The organism is Streptomyces sp. NPDC020884, from assembly GCF_044333935.1.
Classification (GTDB): Bacteria; Actinomycetota; Actinomycetes; order Streptomycetales; family Streptomycetaceae; genus Streptomyces.
The window spans coordinates 464578-481716 of record NZ_JBIRRY010000003.1 but is presented as its reverse complement, the minus strand read 5'-3'; the positions used below and the strand labels follow the sequence as shown (position 1 = coordinate 481716).

Annotated in this window: 17 protein-coding genes; 12 read left to right on the top strand and 5 right to left on the bottom strand. The window is 73.2% G+C overall.

Annotated elements, in window-relative coordinates; translation table 11 throughout:
- The first annotated feature begins 288 nt into the window (after positions 1–288).
- On the top strand, positions 289–663 hold the full coding sequence (locus ACH4UK_RS13160) for an STAS domain-containing protein (RefSeq protein ID WP_398356110.1): 375 nt from the start codon (positions 289–291) through the stop codon (positions 661–663).
- Positions 664–747: 84 nt separating this feature from the next.
- Positions 748–1269, top strand: a complete 522-nt coding sequence (locus ACH4UK_RS13155; RefSeq protein ID WP_398356109.1) for an EF-hand domain-containing protein — start codon at positions 748–750, stop codon at positions 1267–1269.
- Between the two features lie 48 nt (positions 1270–1317).
- Here the strand turns inward: ACH4UK_RS13155 and ACH4UK_RS13150 are convergent, their stop codons facing one another.
- Positions 1318–2889: a class I adenylate-forming enzyme family protein gene (locus ACH4UK_RS13150; RefSeq protein ID WP_398356108.1), complete on the bottom strand. Its 1572-nt coding sequence runs from the start codon at positions 2887–2889 to the stop codon at positions 1318–1320.
- 169 nt (positions 2890–3058) lie between these two features.
- Between ACH4UK_RS13150 and ACH4UK_RS13145 the strand changes: the two genes are divergently transcribed.
- From ACH4UK_RS13145 to ACH4UK_RS13130, 4 genes are all read left to right on the top strand, one after another.
- Positions 3059–4252 carry an amidohydrolase family protein gene (locus ACH4UK_RS13145; RefSeq protein WP_398356107.1) on the top strand — a complete coding sequence of 398 codons (1194 nt, stop codon included), beginning with the start codon at positions 3059–3061 and terminating at the stop codon, positions 4250–4252.
- 13 nt (positions 4253–4265) lie between these two features.
- The gene (locus ACH4UK_RS13140) at positions 4266–5420 is read left to right on the top strand and encodes an acyl-CoA dehydrogenase family protein (protein WP_398356106.1); all 1155 of its coding nucleotides are present in this window, start codon (positions 4266–4268) and stop codon (positions 5418–5420) included.
- 7 nt (positions 5421–5427) lie between these two features.
- Complete coding sequence (locus tag ACH4UK_RS13135; protein WP_398356105.1) at positions 5428–6459, top strand: acyl-CoA dehydrogenase family protein; 1032 nt, start codon at positions 5428–5430, stop codon at positions 6457–6459.
- 407 nt (positions 6460–6866) lie between these two features.
- Positions 6867–7346 carry an ATP-binding protein gene (locus ACH4UK_RS13130; RefSeq protein WP_398356104.1) on the top strand — a complete coding sequence of 160 codons (480 nt, stop codon included), beginning with the start codon at positions 6867–6869 and terminating at the stop codon, positions 7344–7346.
- A 15-nt stretch (positions 7347–7361) separates the two neighbouring features.
- On the opposite strand, the gene ACH4UK_RS13125 is transcribed toward ACH4UK_RS13130, so the two are convergent.
- Positions 7362–8288 (bottom strand): cyclase family protein, encoded by a 927-nt coding sequence (locus tag ACH4UK_RS13125; RefSeq protein ID WP_398356103.1) that lies wholly within the window; start codon positions 8286–8288, stop codon positions 7362–7364.
- Between the two features lie 84 nt (positions 8289–8372).
- Here ACH4UK_RS13125 and ACH4UK_RS13120 point away from each other — a divergent pair, with 84 nt between their 5' ends.
- From ACH4UK_RS13120 to ACH4UK_RS13110, 3 genes are all read left to right on the top strand, one after another.
- Complete coding sequence (locus ACH4UK_RS13120; RefSeq protein ID WP_398356102.1) at positions 8373–9305, top strand: SDR family oxidoreductase; 933 nt, start codon at positions 8373–8375, stop codon at positions 9303–9305.
- A 692-nt stretch (positions 9306–9997) separates the two neighbouring features.
- Positions 9998–11116 carry an acyl-CoA dehydrogenase family protein gene (locus ACH4UK_RS13115; protein WP_398356101.1) on the top strand — a complete coding sequence of 373 codons (1119 nt, stop codon included), beginning with the start codon at positions 9998–10000 and terminating at the stop codon, positions 11114–11116.
- Positions 11113–12162, top strand: coding sequence for a Zn-dependent alcohol dehydrogenase (locus ACH4UK_RS13110; protein ID WP_398356100.1), 1050 nt, complete (start codon positions 11113–11115; stop codon positions 12160–12162). Before ACH4UK_RS13115 ends, ACH4UK_RS13110 begins: the two co-directional genes overlap by 4 nt.
- 33 nt (positions 12163–12195) lie before the next feature.
- Here the strand turns inward: ACH4UK_RS13110 and ACH4UK_RS13105 are convergent, their stop codons facing one another.
- Both ACH4UK_RS13105 and ACH4UK_RS13100 read right to left on the bottom strand, forming a co-directional pair.
- Entirely contained in the window at positions 12196–12819 is a 624-nt protein-coding gene (locus ACH4UK_RS13105; RefSeq protein ID WP_398356099.1) for an SRPBCC family protein, read from the bottom strand.
- 132 nt (positions 12820–12951) lie between these two features.
- A complete protein-coding gene (locus ACH4UK_RS13100) occupies positions 12952–13323 on the bottom strand; it encodes a hypothetical protein (protein ID WP_398356098.1) in 372 nt (123 codons plus the stop codon).
- Positions 13324–13459: 136 nt separating this feature from the next.
- On the opposite strand from ACH4UK_RS13100, the gene ACH4UK_RS13095 reads away from it, so the two are divergent.
- Entirely contained in the window at positions 13460–14161 is a 702-nt protein-coding gene (locus ACH4UK_RS13095; protein ID WP_398356097.1) for a TetR/AcrR family transcriptional regulator, read from the top strand.
- A gap of 67 nt (positions 14162–14228) precedes the next feature.
- On the opposite strand, the gene ACH4UK_RS13090 is transcribed toward ACH4UK_RS13095, so the two are convergent.
- Positions 14229–15221: a GlxA family transcriptional regulator gene (locus tag ACH4UK_RS13090; protein WP_398356096.1), complete on the bottom strand. Its 993-nt coding sequence runs from the start codon at positions 15219–15221 to the stop codon at positions 14229–14231.
- A 73-nt stretch (positions 15222–15294) separates the two neighbouring features.
- On the opposite strand from ACH4UK_RS13090, the gene ACH4UK_RS13085 reads away from it, so the two are divergent.
- Together ACH4UK_RS13085 and ACH4UK_RS13080 are read left to right on the top strand one after the other, a co-directional pair.
- A complete protein-coding gene (locus ACH4UK_RS13085) occupies positions 15295–16587 on the top strand; it encodes an MFS transporter (protein WP_398356095.1) in 1293 nt (430 codons plus the stop codon).
- A 161-nt stretch (positions 16588–16748) separates the two neighbouring features.
- Positions 16749–17129: a DUF2809 domain-containing protein gene (locus ACH4UK_RS13080; RefSeq protein WP_398356330.1), complete on the top strand. Its 381-nt coding sequence runs from the start codon at positions 16749–16751 to the stop codon at positions 17127–17129.
- Positions 17130–17139: the final 10 nt, after the last annotated feature.

Below are 17139 nucleotides of genomic sequence, written 5' to 3'. Positions count from 1 at the left end.
ACCCTGTGCCCGTGAGGACCGAATGTAGTCCGCCGGGCGGGCGGCGTACGAGCCTTTACGGCAACTCTCTTCCCGCGGCGCGTGGCCGTCGACGGTAGTCGATTTTCGGCCCGGATGGATCCCCGACCGCTCTGAGCAGCGGAAACGGGCCGAAGTGCGTCATTCAGCCGGAAACCTCCTGGGCCTCGATGGGTGCGTCGGTGTTTCATGGAGGCGCGGTTGGGCAGCCGCGAGGAGGAACGGAAACTTCCGGATTGCCGGAAGCCCCGGAACGAGAGGTCCAGTCGCGTGACGCTCAAGGTGAACGAGGCGGAGCAGGGCTCCTGGACTGTGCTGCGGATGAGCGGCGAACTCGATCTGGTGACCTCGCCCGTCGTGCGCCAGTCCGTCCACGAGGCGGTGGCGGAGGGCCAGCACGACGTGGTGCTGGATCTGTCCGAGGTGTTCTTCTGCGACTCCAGCGGGGTCGGCGTGCTGATCGCCTCGCGCCGGCTGATGAAGTCCTGCGGCGGCCGGCTGCGGCTGATCCTCCCGGCCCGGGGCGCGGAGGACGGTTCGCACGTCAACAAGGTGCTCGGTGCGCTCGGGGTGCGCCGTCTGTTCGACGTCTACCCCGACGCGGGGTCCGCGACCGACGAGGAGTGCAGGCCGCTGAGCGCCTGAGGCGGCGGCCGCCGATGCGAGGTTGTCACACAGGAGGAGCTGCTCGGTGACACGTGGGCGCCCCGGGCGTCGTACGCTCCCCGCATGGACAGCGCAGAGTACGAGCGAAAGATCGCGCACCGCTTCGCCGCCTTCGACCAGGACGGCAACGGCACCATCGATCGCGCCGATTTCAACGCCGCAGCCGCCCGTCTGCTCACCGAGTTCGGTACGACGGCCCGCTGCGACAAGGGGCAGGCGCTCTACACCGGTGCCGAGGCGTTCTGGCAGGGCATGGCGGGGATCGCCGATGTGGACGGGGACCAGCGGGTCACCCGTGAGGAGTTCGTGGGCGGGGCGGTGAAGCGGCTCCGGGACAATCCCGAGCGGTTCGCCGAGATCGCCCGGCCCTTCCTGCGGGCGGTCATCGCGGTCGCGGACGGCGGGAACGACGGCAAGGCGTCGGTGGCGGACGTGGAGCGGGCGCTCCGGGTCCTCGGGGCGAGCCCCGAGATCGCGGGCATCGCCGCCCAGAGCCTGGACACGGACCGGGACGGGCGGGTCGCGGAGAGCGATGTGGTGGCGGCGTTCGCCGTGTACTTCACGGTGATCGAGCCGGACGCGTAGGAATCCCGGGTGTCGCGGGGGCGGCGCGCCGCCCCCGCGACACCCGCCCTACCCGCCGAACCGCTCCCGCAGCCGGTACTTGAGCACCTTGCGCAGGGTCTCGTTGCGGGGCAGCGCGTCGAGCACCTCCAACTGCTCGGGCAGCTTGTGGACGGAGAGCCCCGCGTCCCGCAGGTGGGCGGCGAGCCCGGCGAGCGTCAGGGGCGGGGCACCGGGCGGCTGTTCGACCACCGCGCAGACGCGTTCGCCGCGTTCGGCGTCGGGGAGCCCGATGACCGCGGCGTCGGCGACGGCCGGGTGCGTGTGGAGCAGGTCCTCGATCTCCTTGGCGGAGATGTTCTCGCCCTTGCGGATGATGATGTCCTTCAGCCGCCCGGTGAGCGTGAGGTGGCCGCTCTCCTGGAGCCGCCCCAGGTCCCCGGTGATCAGGAACCCCTCGGCGTCGAAGGCCGCGGCGCCGGCCCCGGCGTCCAGATATCCCCGGCAGACCGCCTCCCCGCGCAGCCGCACCTCGCCCTCGACGCCGTACGGGAGCGGCCTGCCCCGCTCGTCGGTGATCCGGATCTCCATGCCCTCCGGCGGCCGTCCCTCGGTCAGGGCCAGGTGGGCCGGGGTGTCGTCCGGGGAGCCCATGGTGATCATCGGGACCTCGGTCATGCCGTAGCCGTGGGTGAGCTGGACGCCCATCTCGCGGACCACCGCGTGGTAGACCTCCGGCGGTTTCGGCGCCCCGCCGCCCGCCAGCAGCCGCAGGGTGGGGATGAGGCGGCTGTCCGGGTCCTTGCGCTGCTCGGCCAGGAACATCGCGTAGAACGCCGTCGAGCCGCCCGCCACGGTCACCCCGTGCCGCCGGTACTCCGCCAGCGCGTCCGGCAGCGCGAACTGCTCGAACATCACCGCCGGGAACCCGTACAGCAGGAGCATCACCGTGTAGTCGGGCCCGGCGACATGGGCGTACGGGAACGCCATCGAGCCCACGTCGTCGGCCGAGAGCTTCAGCGCGTGGGCCAGACAGGAGCCGCCCGCGATCAGGGAGCGGTCGGTGTGCAGGACGCCCTTCGGGTCGGAGGTGGTGCCCGAGGTCCAGTAGATCCAGCGGACCTCCTCGCCCGACGCGGGGGCGGGCGGGGGCGGCAGCACGGCCGGGTCGCCGTCGGGGAGGACGTCGTACGCCTCGAAGACCCGCGGCGGTTCGGGCAGTTCGGCGGCGATCCGCTCGGCCATCGCGGTGTGGTCGAAGCCCCGCCGCACGCCGGGCACGGCGAAGAACGCGGCCCCCGACTCGCGCAGCGCGAACCGCACCTCGCGGTCCCGGTAGAAGGGGATGACCGGGCTCTGCACGGCCCCGAGCCGGGTCAGCGCGAAGGAGAGCAGGGCGGTCTCCAGCCGGGTCGGCAGCTGCCAGGCCACCACGCTGCCCGCCCGCACGCCCATCCCGTACAGCCCGGCGGCGACCCGCTCGGCGCGGTCCCGCAGCCGGCCGAAGGTCAGGCTCCGGTCCTCCTGGAGCAGGACCGGGCGGTCGGGGGTGAGAGCGGCCCGGCGTTCGATCAGCTCCCAGAAGGTGCGGGAGGCGCCCAGGGCGTGGGCGGATGCGGTCACGTCGTTCACGGCGGTCACAGCGGTCCCTCCGAACTGACGACCAGTCAGATAATGCGGAGAGCGTAGGGCTCCGCGCCTTGTCGGTCCAGGGGTGCGGAGCTAGCCTGAGTCCCGCACCGAATCTGACGGGTCATCAGAAAATGCCCGCACCCGGGATCACGCCGGATGCGCCGGAGGGGACGACACCATGACGGAACTGCCTCGGATCGTCAGCGTCGACGACCATGTGATCGAGCCCGCGCACCTCTTCTCCACCTGGCTGCCCGCGAAGTACCGCGAACGCGGGCCGCAGCCGCTCACCGCGGGCATCGGGGAGCTGGCGTACACGGGCGGGAAGTACGTCATCACGATGGACCCGGACGGGCCGCCCACCGACTGGTGGATCTACGAGGACCTGAAGTTCCCGTACAAGCGGAACATCGCCGCCGTCGGCTTCGACCGCGACGACATGACCCTGGAGGGCATCACCCGGGCCGAGATGCGCCCCGGCTGCTGGGATCCGGCCGAACGCCTCAAGGACATGGACCTCAACCACGTCGAGGCCTCCCTCTGCTTCCCGACCTTCCCGCGCTTCTGCGGGCAGACCTTCGCCGAGGCGCACGACAAGGAGGTCGCCCTCGCCTGCGTGCGCGCCTACAACGACTGGATGGTCGAGGAGTGGTGCGGCGACAGCGGCGGCCGGCTGATCCCGCTCTGCATCATCCCGCTCTGGGACATCGACCTCGCGGTCGCCGAGATCCGCCGCAACGCGGCCCGGGGCGTCCGCGCGGTGACCTTCTCCGAGATTCCCACCCACCTCGGCCTGCCGTCCATCCACACCGGCTACTGGGACCCGTTCTTCGCGGTCTGCCAGGAGACCGGCACGGTCGTCAACATGCACATCGGCTCCAGCTCCCAGATGCCCGCCGCCTCCCCGGACGCGCCCCCGGCCGTGCAGGCCTCGCTCTCCTTCAACAACGCCATGGCCTCGATGATGGACTTCCTCTTCAGCGGGGTGCTGGTGAAGTTCCCGACGCTGAAACTGGCGTACAGCGAGGGGCAGATGGGGTGGATCCCCTACGCCCTGGAGCGCGCCGACGACGTGTGGGAGGAGCACCGGGCCTGGGGCGGGGTGCGCGATCTGATCCCCGAGCCGCCGTCCACGTACTACTACCGCCAGATGTTCTGCTGCTTCTTCCGCGACAAGCACGGCATCTCCGCGCTGGACGTCGTCGGCCGCGACAACGCCACCTTCGAGACCGACTACCCGCACGTGGACTCGACCTTCCCGCACACCAAGGAGGTCGCCCTCGACCACGTCAAGGGACTGGACGACGAGACCATCCACAAACTGATGCGCGGAAACGCGATCCGGATGCTCGGCCTGGACCTGGACAAGTAGGCGGGGGACGGCGGTGGATCTCGCGTACACGGAGGCCGAGGAGGAGTTCCGGCGGCGGCTGCGGGAGTGGCTGGCCGCCGTGCTCCCCGGCCTGCCCGCCAAGCCCTCGCCCGACGACTGGCCCGCGCGCCGGGCGTACGACACCGCCTGGCAGCGGATGCTGTACGACGCCGGGTACGCGGGCCTGCACTGGCCGGTGGATGCGGGCGGGCGGGGCGCGACCCCGACCCAGCACCTGATCTACCTGGAGGAGACGGAGAAGGCCGGGGCGCCCTACGTCGGGGCGAACTTCGTCGGGCTGCTGCACGCCGGGCCGACCGTCGCCGCCGAGGGCACGGCCGGCCAGCGGGCCCGCTGGCTGCCGCCCGTGCTGCGCGGGGACGAGATCTGGTGCCAGGGGTTCAGCGAGCCGGACGCGGGCTCCGACCTGGCCGCGCTGCGGACGCGGGCCGTGCGCGACGGCGACGACTACGTGATCAGCGGCAGCAAGATCTGGACCTCGCACGCCGAGGTCGCCGACTGGTGCGAGCTGCTGGTGCGCACCGACCCGGACGCGCCCAAGCACCGGGGGATCAGCTGGCTCGCGATGCCGATGGACGCCCCGGGCATCACGGTCCGGCCGCTGCGCACACTCGCCGGGTCCACGGAGTTCGCGGAGATGTTCCTCGACGAGGTCCGGGTGCCGGTACGCAACCGGGTCGGGGCCGAGAACGACGGCTGGCGGGTCACCATGGTCACCCTCTCCTTCGAACGCGGCACGGCCTTCGTCGGCGAGGTCGTCGCCTGCCGCCGCACCCTGGACGCGCTCGCCGCCGAGGCCCGGCGCAGCGGCCGATGGGACGACCCGGTGCTGCGCCGGCGGCTGGGCAGGCTCAACGCCGAATTCCGGGCCCTGTGGCGGCTCACCCAGTGGAACGTGGGGGAGTCGGAGCGGACCGGCGGCGTCCCCGGCACCGGCGGCTCGGTCTTCAAGCTGCGCTACTCCGGGGCCCGCCAGGAGCTGTACGACGCGGCGGCCGACGTGCTGGGCGGCGACGCCTTCGACCTGGACCGGGAATGGGTCCTGGACCGGCTCTCCGCCCTCTCGTACACGATCGCCGCCGGCACCTCCCAGATCCAGCGGAACATCGTCGCCGAGCGCATCCTCGGCCTGCCGAAGGGGCGCTGAGGCCACCGTGGACTTCCAGCTCTCGGACGACCAGCGGGCCCTGCGGTCCGGCATGCGCGACCTGCTCGGTGCGGTCTTCGACCGGGACCGGATGCGGGCGGCGGTGGAGCCGGGCGGTGGTGTGGACCGGGGGCTGTGGCGGGAGCTGGGCGCGGCCGGATTCTTCGCGCTGCGGCTGCCGGAGGAGGCGGGCGGGGTGGGCCTCGGGCTGCCCGAGGCGGTGCTGCTCTTCGAGGAGGCGGGCCGGGCGCTGCTGCCGGGCCCGCTGGTCGCCACGCACCTGGCGGCGGGCCGGGTGAAGGGGGCCGCCGAGGGCGGGACGGTGGTGACGGCCCTCGACGGGGCCCTGCCGGTGGCGCACCTGGCGGAGGCGGACGCGGTGCTGGTGCTGGAGGACGGGGCGCACGCCGGGGCGTGGGACGGCGCGGTGGACGGCGTGCTCAGCGGGGAGGCGCTGCGGGCCTTCGTGGCCGCCGCCCGGCCCGTACGGTCGATGGATCCGCTCACGCCCCTGCACCGGACGCCGACGGCGGAGCGCACCCCGGCGCACGCGGAGCGGTTCCGGTACGAGGGGGCGCTGCTCACCGCCGCCGAGCAGCTCGGCAGTGCCGCCCGGACCACCGAGACGGCCGTTCAACACGCCGGGGACCGCGAGCAGTTCGGATCGCCCATCGGATCGTTCCAGGCGGTCAAACATCTCTGCGCCGACATGCTCGCCCGCACCGAACCGGCCCGCGCCGCCGTGTACGCGGCGGCGGTGACCGCCGATCCGGTGGAGATCGCGGCGGCCAAACTGCTCGCCGACGAGGCGGCCGTACGCAACGCACGCGACTGCCTCCAGATCCACGGCGGCATGGGCTTCACCTGGGAGGCAGATGTTCACCTCCACCTGAAACGGGCCTGGCTCCGGTCCGCGAGCTGGCTCACCGGGGCCGGGGCGGAGGAGCTGCTGGCCGCCGATCTGGGGGCCGCGCGGCCGCGTTCCGGCAGCTCGGCGGCGTACGGCCGGGGGGTTCCGGAAGCCGGGGGCGGAGGGTGACTCAGCGCATCCGCCGGGTGTCGATACCGGCTTGTGTCCTTTGCGTGATTCGTCACCGGGTGGAGTCGGGGCCCGGCTCGGGTACGCTCCGTGGGATGCGAGTGGTTCTGGAACCGGGCGATCCGGGGGCGGCCTGTGCGGCGGCTCCGGTCCGGGGCGAGGGCACTCGACGGAGATGTGCCGGGCCTGCCCGAAGAGCGTTTCTCGCGGTCTCTGCGCGCTCCTGTTCGACTCCCCGCAGCGTGCGTCGCACAGTATGCACCACGCGTACTCCTTCGCGCTGGAATATGCCCGAAGCGCTTGTTGCGGTGACTGTACGTCAACCATGCTGTCGCGTAAGGGAATCACGTTCCGTGACCCTGAGGAGGCGCGAGGCGATGTGTCCGCCGGTTCGGATGGTGTGAGCGGTGCAGGTGCTTCAGGTTCAGCTGGAGGTCGGTCCGGATCCCGCAGAGGTGGGGCGGGCCCGTAGGTGGGCGCGGTCGCGCCTGGTCGGTTCCGGGATAGGGGATGACGAGCCGCTCGCCGAGACGCTCATCCTGCTGATCTCGGAGCTCGTCACCAACGCGGTCGTCCACACGGGCTGTCCGGCTGTGCTGCGGATGCTCTTCGGCGGGGCCGGGACCGTCCGGGTCGAGGTCGCGGACGCCAGCGACTGCCCGCCGCTCCAGCGGCACGCGGAGGGCGACGACACCAACGGCCGGGGCCTGGAGCTGGTGGACGGCCTGGCGGACCGCTGGGGCTGGCTGCCGGAGGGCGCCGGGAAGCAGATCTGGTGCGAGGTCGACCGGGGCGGCCCGGTGCGGGGCCCCCAGACGCCCTCGGTCGTCGGCCAGGGCGGCGAGGTGTGCGAACCGCCCCACTGCCTGTTCACCAACCTGGCCTGAGCGGCCGCCCCCGCTTCACAGGACCGCGACCGGGGCGACCGGCGAGCCGGTGGCCCCGGCGAACGGCTCCGGAGCGGCGCTGAGCAGGAAGGCGTACCGGCCCTCCTCCGCGCAGGCGGTGGACAGCGCCTCCAGGTTCCAGTTCTGGCCCTGGAGCAGGCCCATCTCGACCAGGTGCAGCGCGTGCACCGGCAGCCACAGGTCCTCGATCTCCGGCGGGAAGATCTCGAAGGTCAGGGTGTCGTTGGCGACCGCCGCCACGTCCCGGGCGTGGAACCACTCGGGGGTGCGCACCGACAGCCCCGGCGACGGATAGCCGTACGCGTTCCGGTCCCCGGCCAGCGCCACCTGCACCTGCCCGGTCCGTACGAGCACGATGTCCCCGGCCCGAACGCGCACGCCCCCGAACTCCTCGGCGGCGATGAGATCCTCCGGGGTGACGGCGTGCCCGCCGGGCAGCCGGTCCAGCCCCTGGGCGCGGGCCACGTCCAGCAGCACCCCGCGCGAGACGAGGTGCTCCACGGCGGCGATCGAGGAGAACCGGGCCCCGCCGTGGGCGGTGATGGTGTCCGCCGGGCGGCCGTTGTAGATCTTCCCGCTGTGCGAGACATGGGTCAGGGCGTCCCAGTGGGTGGAGGCCTGGAGCCCCATCGTGACGGCGTCGTCGCTGGTGGCGACCGTGCCGGGGCCGAAGATCTCCTGATTGATCTGCACCATCGTGTGCAGCGGATTGATCCGGCCCGGGATGAGCCCGCTCTGCACCCCGTCCTGCTGGAGCGGTAGCGCGAGAGGTGTCCGGCGGCCGGTGCGGACGGTGGCCACGGCCTCCCGCACGACGGCGTCGGTGATCAGGTTGAGGGTCCCCAGCTCGTCCTCTGCCCCCCAGCGTCCCCAGTTGTTCACGCGCTCGGCGATCTCGTGGAACTCGGCCGGCAGGGACATGGGGACCTCCTGGGTCTTGTGCCGGAGCATCTGACTGCCCGTAAAATCTAACGGTCCGTCAGAAACCGCGGGAAGGGGCCGGGCATGGGGAACTTCTTGGCAGGCAGGGTGGTCGCCGTGACGGGGGCCGGCCGGGGCATCGGGCGGGCGGTCGCGCTCGCCGCGGCGGCCCAGGGGGCGCGGGTCGTCGTCAACGACTACGGCGTCTCCGTCGAGGGCTCGGAGCCGACCAGCGAGATCGCCCGGTCCGTCGTCAAGGAGATCGAGGCGGCGGGCGGCGATGCGGTCGCGGTGGCCGACGACATCTCCACGATGGCGGGCGGACAGCGGATCGTGGACACCGCGCTGGCGGAGTACGGCCGGCTCGACGGGGTGGTCTGCGTGGCCGGGATCCTCCGCGAGCGGATGCTGTTCAACATGTCCGAGGAGGAGTGGGACCCGGTCCTCGCCACACACCTGAAAGGCACCTTCACGGTCTTCCGGGCCGCCGCGGCGGTGATGCGGAAGCAGGAGGGCGGGGGCACGCTGATCGGCTTCACCAGCGGCAACCACCAGGGCAGCGTCTCCCAGGCCAACTACAGCGCGGCGAAGGGCGGGATCATCTCGCTGGTGCGCAGCGCGGCGCTGGGCCTCCACAAGTACGGGGTCACGGCGAACGCGGTCGCGCCCGTGGCCCGGACCCGGATGTCGGCCGGGGTGCCGATGGAGCTGAAAGAGATCGGGGAGCCGGAGGACGTGGCGGCGCTGGTCGTCTACCTGCTGAGCGAGCGGGCGCGCGCGGAGCGGATCACCGGGCAGGTGTACACGATCGCGGGCCCCAAGATCGCGGTCTGGGCCCAGCCGAGGGAGCTGCGGGCGGCGTACGGGGAGGGCCCCTGGACCCCGGAGCGGATCGCGGACTTCCTGCCGGGGACGGTGGGCTCGGACCCGATGCCGATGCTGGCGCGGCTGGAGGAGATGGCGGCGGCGGCGCGGTCGGGCGACCGGCCCAACGCGCGTGGCGCCTCCGACGGTTGAAGCGGCCACCACCAGCCTCTCCGGCGTTTGAGGGGGCGGGGCCCGAGCATTCCCGCCCTTCCGGCGTGTGAGGGGCGGGCCCGAGCACTCCAGCCTCTCCGGCGGTGAAGGGGCGGGGCCCGAGCGTTCCAGCCTCTCCGGCGTTTGAGGAGCGGGGGTCCGGGGGCGGAGCTCGGGGGGGGGGGGGGGGGGCCGCCCCCCCCGCCCCCCCCCCCCCCCCGGGGGGGGGGGGGGGCCCCCGCGCGGGGGGGGGGGGGGGGGGGGCCCCCCCCCCCCCCCCGCCGGGGGGGGGGGGGGGGGGGGCCCCGCCCCCCCCCCCCCGGGGGGGTTTTGGGGGGGGGGGGGGGGGGGCCCCCCCCCCCCCCGGCGCGGCCCCGGACCCCGGTCCTCAAACGCCGGACGGGCTGGTGGTGGCCGCCTCATTCGCCGGACGGGCTGGTGGTGGCCGCTTCACGCGCCGGACGGGCTGGTGGTGGCTGCGGTGAAGCGCCGGTCGGGCTGGTGGTGGCCGCTTCAAGCGCCCGGAGGGGCCGGTGGTGGCCGCGGCGAAGCGCCGGTCGGGCCGGTGGTGGCCGCGGCGAAGCGCCGGTCGGGCCGGTGGTGGCCGCAGCGAAGCGCCGGACGGGCCGGTGGTAGCCGCTTCGCGAGCGGAGGAGACGGGGGCGGAGCCCCCAGGAGAACAGGAGGCACGTATGGACTTCCGCACCCACGTCCGCAGCTGGCTGGAGACCCACCTCACCGACGCCCCCGACCCCCGCACCTGGGAGCGGGAGCTCGGACGCGCCGGATGGATCGGGATCGGCTGGCCGGGCAAGGACGGCGAGAGCTACGGCAACCGCCGTGCGACCCTCGCCGAACAGGTCGTCTGGGCCGAGGAGTACGCCCGCTCCTCAGCCCCCGCCCGGATGGGGCACATCGGGGAGAACCTCCTCGCCCCGACCCTCATCGCCTACGGCACCGAGGAGCAGAAGCGCCGCCACCTGCCCGCCGTGGCCCGGGGCGAGACCCTCTGGTGCCAGGGGTACAGCGAACCGGGCGCGGGCTCCGACCTCGCCGGGGTGCGGACCACGGCGACCCCGGACGGGACCGGCGGATACACCGTGACCGGGCAGAAGATCTGGACCTCGCTCGCCCTGGACGCCGACTGGTGCTTTGTCCTCGCCCGCACCGACCCCGGCTCCGTCCGCCACCACGGGCTGTCGTTCCTGCTGGTGGAGATGGACCAGCCGGGCAGGATCGAGGTCCGGCCGATCCGCCAGCTGACCGGGACCAGCGAGTTCAACGAGGTCTTCCTCGACGGGGCGCGGGCCACCGAGGCCGTCGGCGGCGAGGGCAACGGCTGGCAGGTCGCCCTGGGCCTCCTCGCCCTGGAGCGCGGGGTCTCCACCCTCGCCCAACAGGTCGGATTCGCGGCCGAGTTGGACCGGGTGGTCGCCGCCGCCATGGCGAGCGGGGCCGCCGATGACCCGGTCATCAGGGCCCGGCTCGTCACCCAGTGGGCCGAGCTGGACACCATGCGCCGGCACGCCCTGCGGACCCTCGGCGCCGCCGGCGACCCGGGCGCGCCCAGCGTGGCGAAGCTGCTGTGGGGCGGCTGGCACCAACGGCTCGGCGAACTGGCCGTGCAGGTCGCGGGCGAGGCGGGGGCCGTCGGCCCGGAGCCGTGGACGGCCGCGCGACCGTACGAACTCGACGAAGCGCAGTACCTGTTCCTCTTCAGCCGGGCCGACACCATCTACGGCGGCTCCGACGAGATCCAGCGGAACATCATCGCCGAGCGAGTGCTCGGCCTACCGAGGGAGCCGAGATGAGAGGCGTCGTCTTCGACGGCACACGGACCGAGGTCGTGGACGACCTGGAGATCCGCGACCCGGGCCCCGGGGAGGTGCTGGTGGCGGTCGCCGCCGCCGGACTCTGCCACAGCGATCTGTCGGTGATCGACGGCACGATCCCCTTCCCCGTCCCCGTCGTGCTCGGCCACGAGGGCGCGGGCGTGGTCGAGGCCGTGGGGCCGGGCGTCGGCCACGTACGGCCCGGTGATCATGTCGCGCTGTCCACCCTCGCCAACTGCGGGGCCTGCGCCCAGTGCGACCGGGGCAGGCCGACCATGTGCCGCAAGGCGATCGGGCGGCCGGGGCGGCCGTTCTCGCGGGGCGGGCAGCCGCTGTTCCAGTTCGCCTCCAACTCCGCCTTCGCGGAGCGCACGGTGGTGCGGGCCGTCCAGGCGGTGAAGATCCCGGCCGACCTGCCGCTCACCTCGGCGGCCCTGATCGGCTGCGGGGTCCTGACCGGAGTCGGGGCCGTCCTCAACCGGGCGAAGGTCGACCGGGGCGACAGCGTCGTGGTCATCGGCACCGGCGGCATCGGCCTCAACGTGCTCCAGGGGGCCCGGCTGGCCGGTGCGCTCACCGTCGTCGCCGTCGACAACAACCCGGCGAAGGAGGCGGTGGCCCGGCAGTTCGGCGCCACGCACTTCCTGACGAGCGTCGAAGGGGTGCGTGACATCCTCCCCGACGGGGCCGATCACGCCTTCGAGTGCGTCGGCCGCACCGAGTTGATCCGCCAGGCGATCGACCTGCTCGACCGGCACGGGCAGGCCGTGCTGCTGGGCGTACCGGCGGCGAGTGCCGAGGCGTCGTTCCTGGTCTCCTCGATGTACCTGGACAAGTCGATCCTGGGCTGCCGCTACGGCTCCTCGCGGCCGCAACGCGACATCGCCCTGTACGCGGACCTCTACCGGGAGGGGCGGCTGCTGCTGGACGAACTGGTCACCGAGACGTACCCGGTCGAGGACTTCGCCAAGGCTGCCGATGACGCACACCACGGGCGGGTGGCCAGGGGGGTCCTGGTTTTCTAAGGCGACGCCAGGACCCGTTTTCCGTAAGGGAGTTCAGCAGGGGTGGTGGCCGGAGCGGGCCTCGGCGGCGGTCTTCAGCTCGCCGAGCCACGCTTCGAGGCCCTGCTTCAGGATCTCGGTCGCGTAGGGGACGTTCGCCTCGACCTGCTCCCCGGTGTGGGTCTCCTCGGTGCGGACGAGGACGCCATCCCTTACCGCGGTGAAGTTCCAGACGTGTACGCCGTCGATGTGCAGGCCCTCGCCGGTCGCGGGCCCGGTCCAGCGGATGCAGGAGCCCCGTTTCAGCTGCTCGACGGTGGAGGTGATGTCCAGGCTGGTGGCCGGCGTCGCCGGGTTGGGCGGGATCGGGGTCGTCCACCGGAACGCCGAGCCCGGCCGGAAGGGGCCGTGGTCGAGGCGGTCGATGCTCGTGACATGGGTCTGCCAGGCCGGCCAGCGCTCCACGTCGGTCTGGAGCTTCCAGACGGTGCTGAGTGGCGCGTCGATCACGGTCTCGGTCCGGGCGCGGACCAGGGCCCGGGAGTCGACCCCCTCGCCCTGGCAGGTGAGGGGCTTCGCGGGGCGGGGCGTCGCCCCGGCGGGCGCGGTGGCGGCGGCGAGGGCGCCGGCGACGAGCAGCGGGACGGTGAACAGGGCGGCGGTGCGGGCGTGGGACATGGTGGGGCTCCTTGTCGGTGCTGGGTGTGCGTGGGGCGGGCGGGGGTGTCGGTGTGTCAGTCGCGTGGGTCGGGTCGGTCGTGTCGGACGTGTCGGTCGCGTTGGACATGTCTGACGTGTCTGACGCCTCGGTCAGGCGGACCGGCGGGCCCGGTGGAGGGTCACGAGGAACGCGGCGGACGCGGCGACGATCAGCCCGGTGAATCCCGGGTGCATGTCCTTGGACAGGCTCTGCGCGCCGTCCGGCCGCACAAGCCAGATGGCGAGCGGGGTGGCGAACGCGAGCGCGACCAGTGAGGCCGTCCGGCGCACCGCCCGGTCGGGGACGCTCCGGAGCGTGCCGATCAGTGCGATCAGGACGGGAACGCCCGCGACGAGGGCGAACTGTCCGACCACCATCACCGGGACCGCCCAGGCGGAGACGGTCACCGACAGCGGAACGCGCCGTCCGGTGGAGGCGGAGGTGCGGGTGCGGGTGGAGGGCGACTCGATCGTGGCGGTCATGAGATCTCCTCGGGTAGAAGCTTTTGCGTTCGTTAGAAGTTGTAACGCATAGCAAGCCGAGAGGTCAATCACTTTCGTGATACCTTCTAACGAAACTTTGAGTGGGTAGCTTCGAGGGTGGGGAAGGTGGTGGACCATGGCGGAGACGGACGCGGAAACCGGTGCGCAGGCCGGTGCGCAGGCCGGAGCCAAGTCCGGTGCGGCGACCCCGCGCGAGCGCTATCGCGCTCAGGTGCGGACGGAGATCAAGGAGCACGCGTGGAAGCAGATCGCCGAGGCGGGAGCCTCCGCGCTCTCCCTCAACGCGATCGCCAAGCAGATGGGTGTGAGCGGTCCCGCGCTCTACCGCTACTTCGCCGGCCGTGACGAGCTGATCACCGAGCTCATCCGGGACGCGTACCGGAGCCTCGCCGACGCCGTCCACGCGGCGGCCGTCACCGGCGCGGACCCGGCCGGACTCGCGCACGTCCTGCGCGACTGGGCCCTGGCGGACCCGCAGCGGTACTTCCTCATCTACGGCACCCCCGTCCCCGGCTACCACGCGCCCGAGGAGATCACCGGCATCTCGTCGGAGATCATGGCCGACCTGCTGACCGCCTGCGCGGCCCTCGAACCGGACGCGCCCGTCACCCCGTTCGGCGCCCACCTCGCGGACCACCGCGACTGGGCCGGGGACCACCCCGCCCCGCCCGGGGTCCTGCACCGGGCCCTCACGTTCTGGACCCGGCTGCACGGTGTGCTGTCCTTGGAGCTGGCCGGTCACTTCACCGGCATGGCCTTCGACCCCGCCCGGCTCTTCGAGGCCGAACTGGACGACCTGCGGGCGCCCCGGGGCTGACGCCGAGGGCCTCGGAGCGCGGTGTGCTGAACGTACATTTCCGATCGCGGTGTGCTGAACCCGGATCTCAGGACGCGGTGTCCGCCGAGGTCCGGAACGTGCGCCGGTAGACCGTCGGCGGCACGCCCAGGGCCGCCTGGAGGTGCTGGCGCAGTGAGGTCGCCGTGCCGAAGCCCGCGTCCCGGGCCACCTGGTCGATCGACAGGTCCGTCGACTCCAGCAGCTGCCGGGCCCGCTCCACCCGCTGCTGGGCGAGCCACTGGCCGGGGCTGATCCCCACCTCCTCGCGGAAGCGGCGCGTGAACGTCCGTACGCTCATCGCCTCCTGCTCCGCCATGTCCCGCAGCAGGATCGGCGAGTCGAGACGGGCCAGCGCCCAGGCTCGGGCGGCGGTCGTGGTCGCGAACTGCGGCTCGGGCACCGGGCGGTGGATGTACTGGGCCTGCCCGCCGTCCCGGTGCGGGGGCATGACCGTGCGGCGGGCGATCTCGTTCGCGACGGCCGTTCCGTGGTCGCGCCGCACCAGGTGCAGGCAGAGGTCGATGCCGGCGGCGACCCCGGCGGAGGTGAGGACGTCGCCGTCGTCGATGAACAGGACGTCCGGGTCGACGCGGACCTGCGGGAAGGTCCGCTGGAAGTGGTCGGCGGAGGACCAGTGCGTGGTGGCGGGGCGGCCGTCGAGATATCCGGCCGCCGCCAGGACGTAACTGCCGGTGCAGATGGAGACCATCCGGGTGCCGGGTCGGACCAGGGCGAACGCGGCGGCCAGCTCATCGGTGAGCCGGCCCTCCTCGAAGACCGGGCCCAGCCCGTAGGAGGCGGGGACGACCACGGTTTCGGCGGTGGCGAGCGCCTCGGGGCCGTGCTCGACGAGGATGGAGAAGTCCGCGTCGGTCCGGACCGGGCCCGGCGGGCGGACCGAGCAGGTCACCACGTCGTACAGCTTCCTGCCCTGGCCGCCCGTCTCCGAGCCGACGGTGCGGCCGAAGATCCGCTGGGGGATGCCCAGTTCGAAGGGGAGCAGCCCGTCGAGGGCCAGGACGACCACGCGGTGCGGCACGACGGCCTCCTTGAAGATCACAGGAAATCCGGTAGCTGGTATAGACCACAAGCTGGTACAGGTTAGCGACGTGATGGAGAAGCCGACAGAGCGCGCGTCCATTCCCGACGCCGCGTGCGACACCCGAACGTCCCCGGCCCGGGTCCCGGTCCCGACCCTGCCCCCGCTCGACCCCGGCGGACTCTGGAACCGCAATTTCCGCTACTTCTTCGTGGCCCGTACGGTCGCGCTCTTCGGTGACGGCATGATCCCGGTGGCCCTGACCGCCGGGCTCCTGGGCGCGGGGCGGCCCGCCTCCTCGGTGGGCTTCGCGCTCGCCGCCTGGATGGGCCCGCTGGCGGTGTTCGTCCTGTTCGGCGGGGTGCTCGCCGACCGGTTCACCCCGCGCCGCATGATGATCATCGCGGACGTCCTGCGGCTGGGCGGCGCCTCCGTGCTGGCCGTGACCTTCGCGACGGGCAACCCGCCGCTGTGGTCGGTGTACGTCCTGAGCTCGGTGGCCGGCGTCGGCGCGGCGCTCTTCCAGCCCGGGGTCGCCTCGACGGTGCCGCGCGTCTCCACCGACGTCCAGCGCGCCAACGCCGTCCTGCGGGTCGCCGAGGCGCTGATGACCATGGCCGGGCCCGCCTTCGCCGGGGCGCTCGTCGGCCTCGCCAGCGCCGGGGCCGTCTACGCGGCGAACGCGGCGACCTTCGCGGTCTCCGGCGTCTGCCTCTTCCTGATGCGGCTGGCCCCGGCCCCGCACGAGGACGCGGTGCGCGGCACGTTCGCCGCCGAACTGGTCGACGGGTGGCGGGAGTTCCGGGCCCGCTCCTGGCTGTGGGGCGTGATCGCGGTCTGGACGGTGTACGGCTTCGCGGTGCTCGGCCCGATGCTCCCGCTGACCGCCGTCCTGGTCACCGAGGCGCACGGCTCGGGGGCGTACGGGATGCTGATGGCGGTGAACGGGGCGGGCAGCGTCGTCGGCGGTCTCCTCGCCCTGCGGCTGCGCCCGGCGCACCCGCTGGCGGCGGGGGCGACGGCGTTGCCGCTGGTGGCGGTGAGCCTGGCGGTGCTGGCGCTCGGGATGCCGCTGCCGGTGCTGGCGGCGGGGCAGTTGCTGGCGGGCGGATCGGCCGCGTTCTGGCTGGTGATGTGGTCCACGACCGTCCAGACGCATGTCCCGCCGGAGGCCCTGAACCGGCTGCACGCCTACGATGTGGCGGGCTCGCTCCTGATGGTCGCGGCGGGCCGCGCGCTGGCGGGCCCGGTCGCCGAGGCGGTCGGGGCGCCGGAACTGCTGGTGACGGCGGCCGTGATCAACATGGGGGTGGTGGCGGTGCTGTTGGTGGCCCGGCCGATCCGCGGCCTGAGGCGCATCACATGAGGCGCCCGGCGCGGCCCACCGCGCCCACGAGCCCGACGCCCGCGAGCCTGATGCCCATGGCCGGTCCGCCCACGGACCGCCGGCCCACGGCCCACCCGCCCACGGCCCACCCGCCCATGGCCCACCCGCCCGCGGCCGGTCCGCCGACGGCCCACCCACGCATGGCCCGTCCGCTCACCGTCCGCGTCGTGGCGGCGGTGGCGGCCTTCGGCATCGTCGGCGCGGGCCTCGGCGTGCGCGCCGGGGCGGACGGCGTCTTCGCCAAGTACGCCGGGAGCGCGCTCTACACGGTGCTGCTCTGCGCGCTCACCGTCTTCTGCGCGCCCCGCGCACGACCGGCGGTGGTCGCCTCCACGGCGCTGGCCGTGAGCTGTGCGGTGGAGTTCGCGCAGCTCACCGGCGTACCGGCGGAGCTGTCGGCGCACAGCACGGCGGCCCGGCTGGTGCTCGGCTCGACCTTCAACGCACCGGACCTGCTCTGGTACGCGGTGGGTGCGGCCGGTGCGTGGGCGGTGCTCCGGGCGGGCCGGCCCCGCCGCTGACCTGCCCGGC

Bases quoted from the DNA above. Each gene is read 5' to 3' on its own strand.
- ACH4UK_RS13120 (WP_398356102.1), top strand. From the start codon at position 8,373: ATGGGGAACTTCTTGGCAGGCAGGGTGGTCGCCGTGACGGGGGCCGGC.
- ACH4UK_RS13115 (WP_398356101.1), top strand. From the start codon at position 9,998: ATGGACTTCCGCACCCACGTCCGCAGCTGGCTGGAGACCCACCTCACC.
- ACH4UK_RS13100 (WP_398356098.1), bottom strand. From the start codon at position 13,323: ATGACCGCCACGATCGAGTCGCCCTCCACCCGCACCCGCACCTCCGCC.
- ACH4UK_RS13095 (WP_398356097.1), top strand. From the start codon at position 13,460: ATGGCGGAGACGGACGCGGAAACCGGTGCGCAGGCCGGTGCGCAGGCC.
- ACH4UK_RS13110 (WP_398356100.1), top strand. From the start codon at position 11,113: ATGAGAGGCGTCGTCTTCGACGGCACACGGACCGAGGTCGTGGACGAC.
- ACH4UK_RS13145 (WP_398356107.1), top strand. From the start codon at position 3,059: ATGACGGAACTGCCTCGGATCGTCAGCGTCGACGACCATGTGATCGAG.
- ACH4UK_RS13155 (WP_398356109.1), top strand. From the start codon at position 748: ATGGACAGCGCAGAGTACGAGCGAAAGATCGCGCACCGCTTCGCCGCC.
- ACH4UK_RS13080 (WP_398356330.1), top strand. From the start codon at position 16,749: ATGGCCCGTCCGCTCACCGTCCGCGTCGTGGCGGCGGTGGCGGCCTTC.
- ACH4UK_RS13105 (WP_398356099.1), bottom strand. From the start codon at position 12,819: ATGTCCCACGCCCGCACCGCCGCCCTGTTCACCGTCCCGCTGCTCGTC.
- ACH4UK_RS13125 (WP_398356103.1), bottom strand. From the start codon at position 8,288: ATGTCCCTGCCGGCCGAGTTCCACGAGATCGCCGAGCGCGTGAACAAC.
- ACH4UK_RS13085 (WP_398356095.1), top strand. From the start codon at position 15,295: ATGGAGAAGCCGACAGAGCGCGCGTCCATTCCCGACGCCGCGTGCGAC.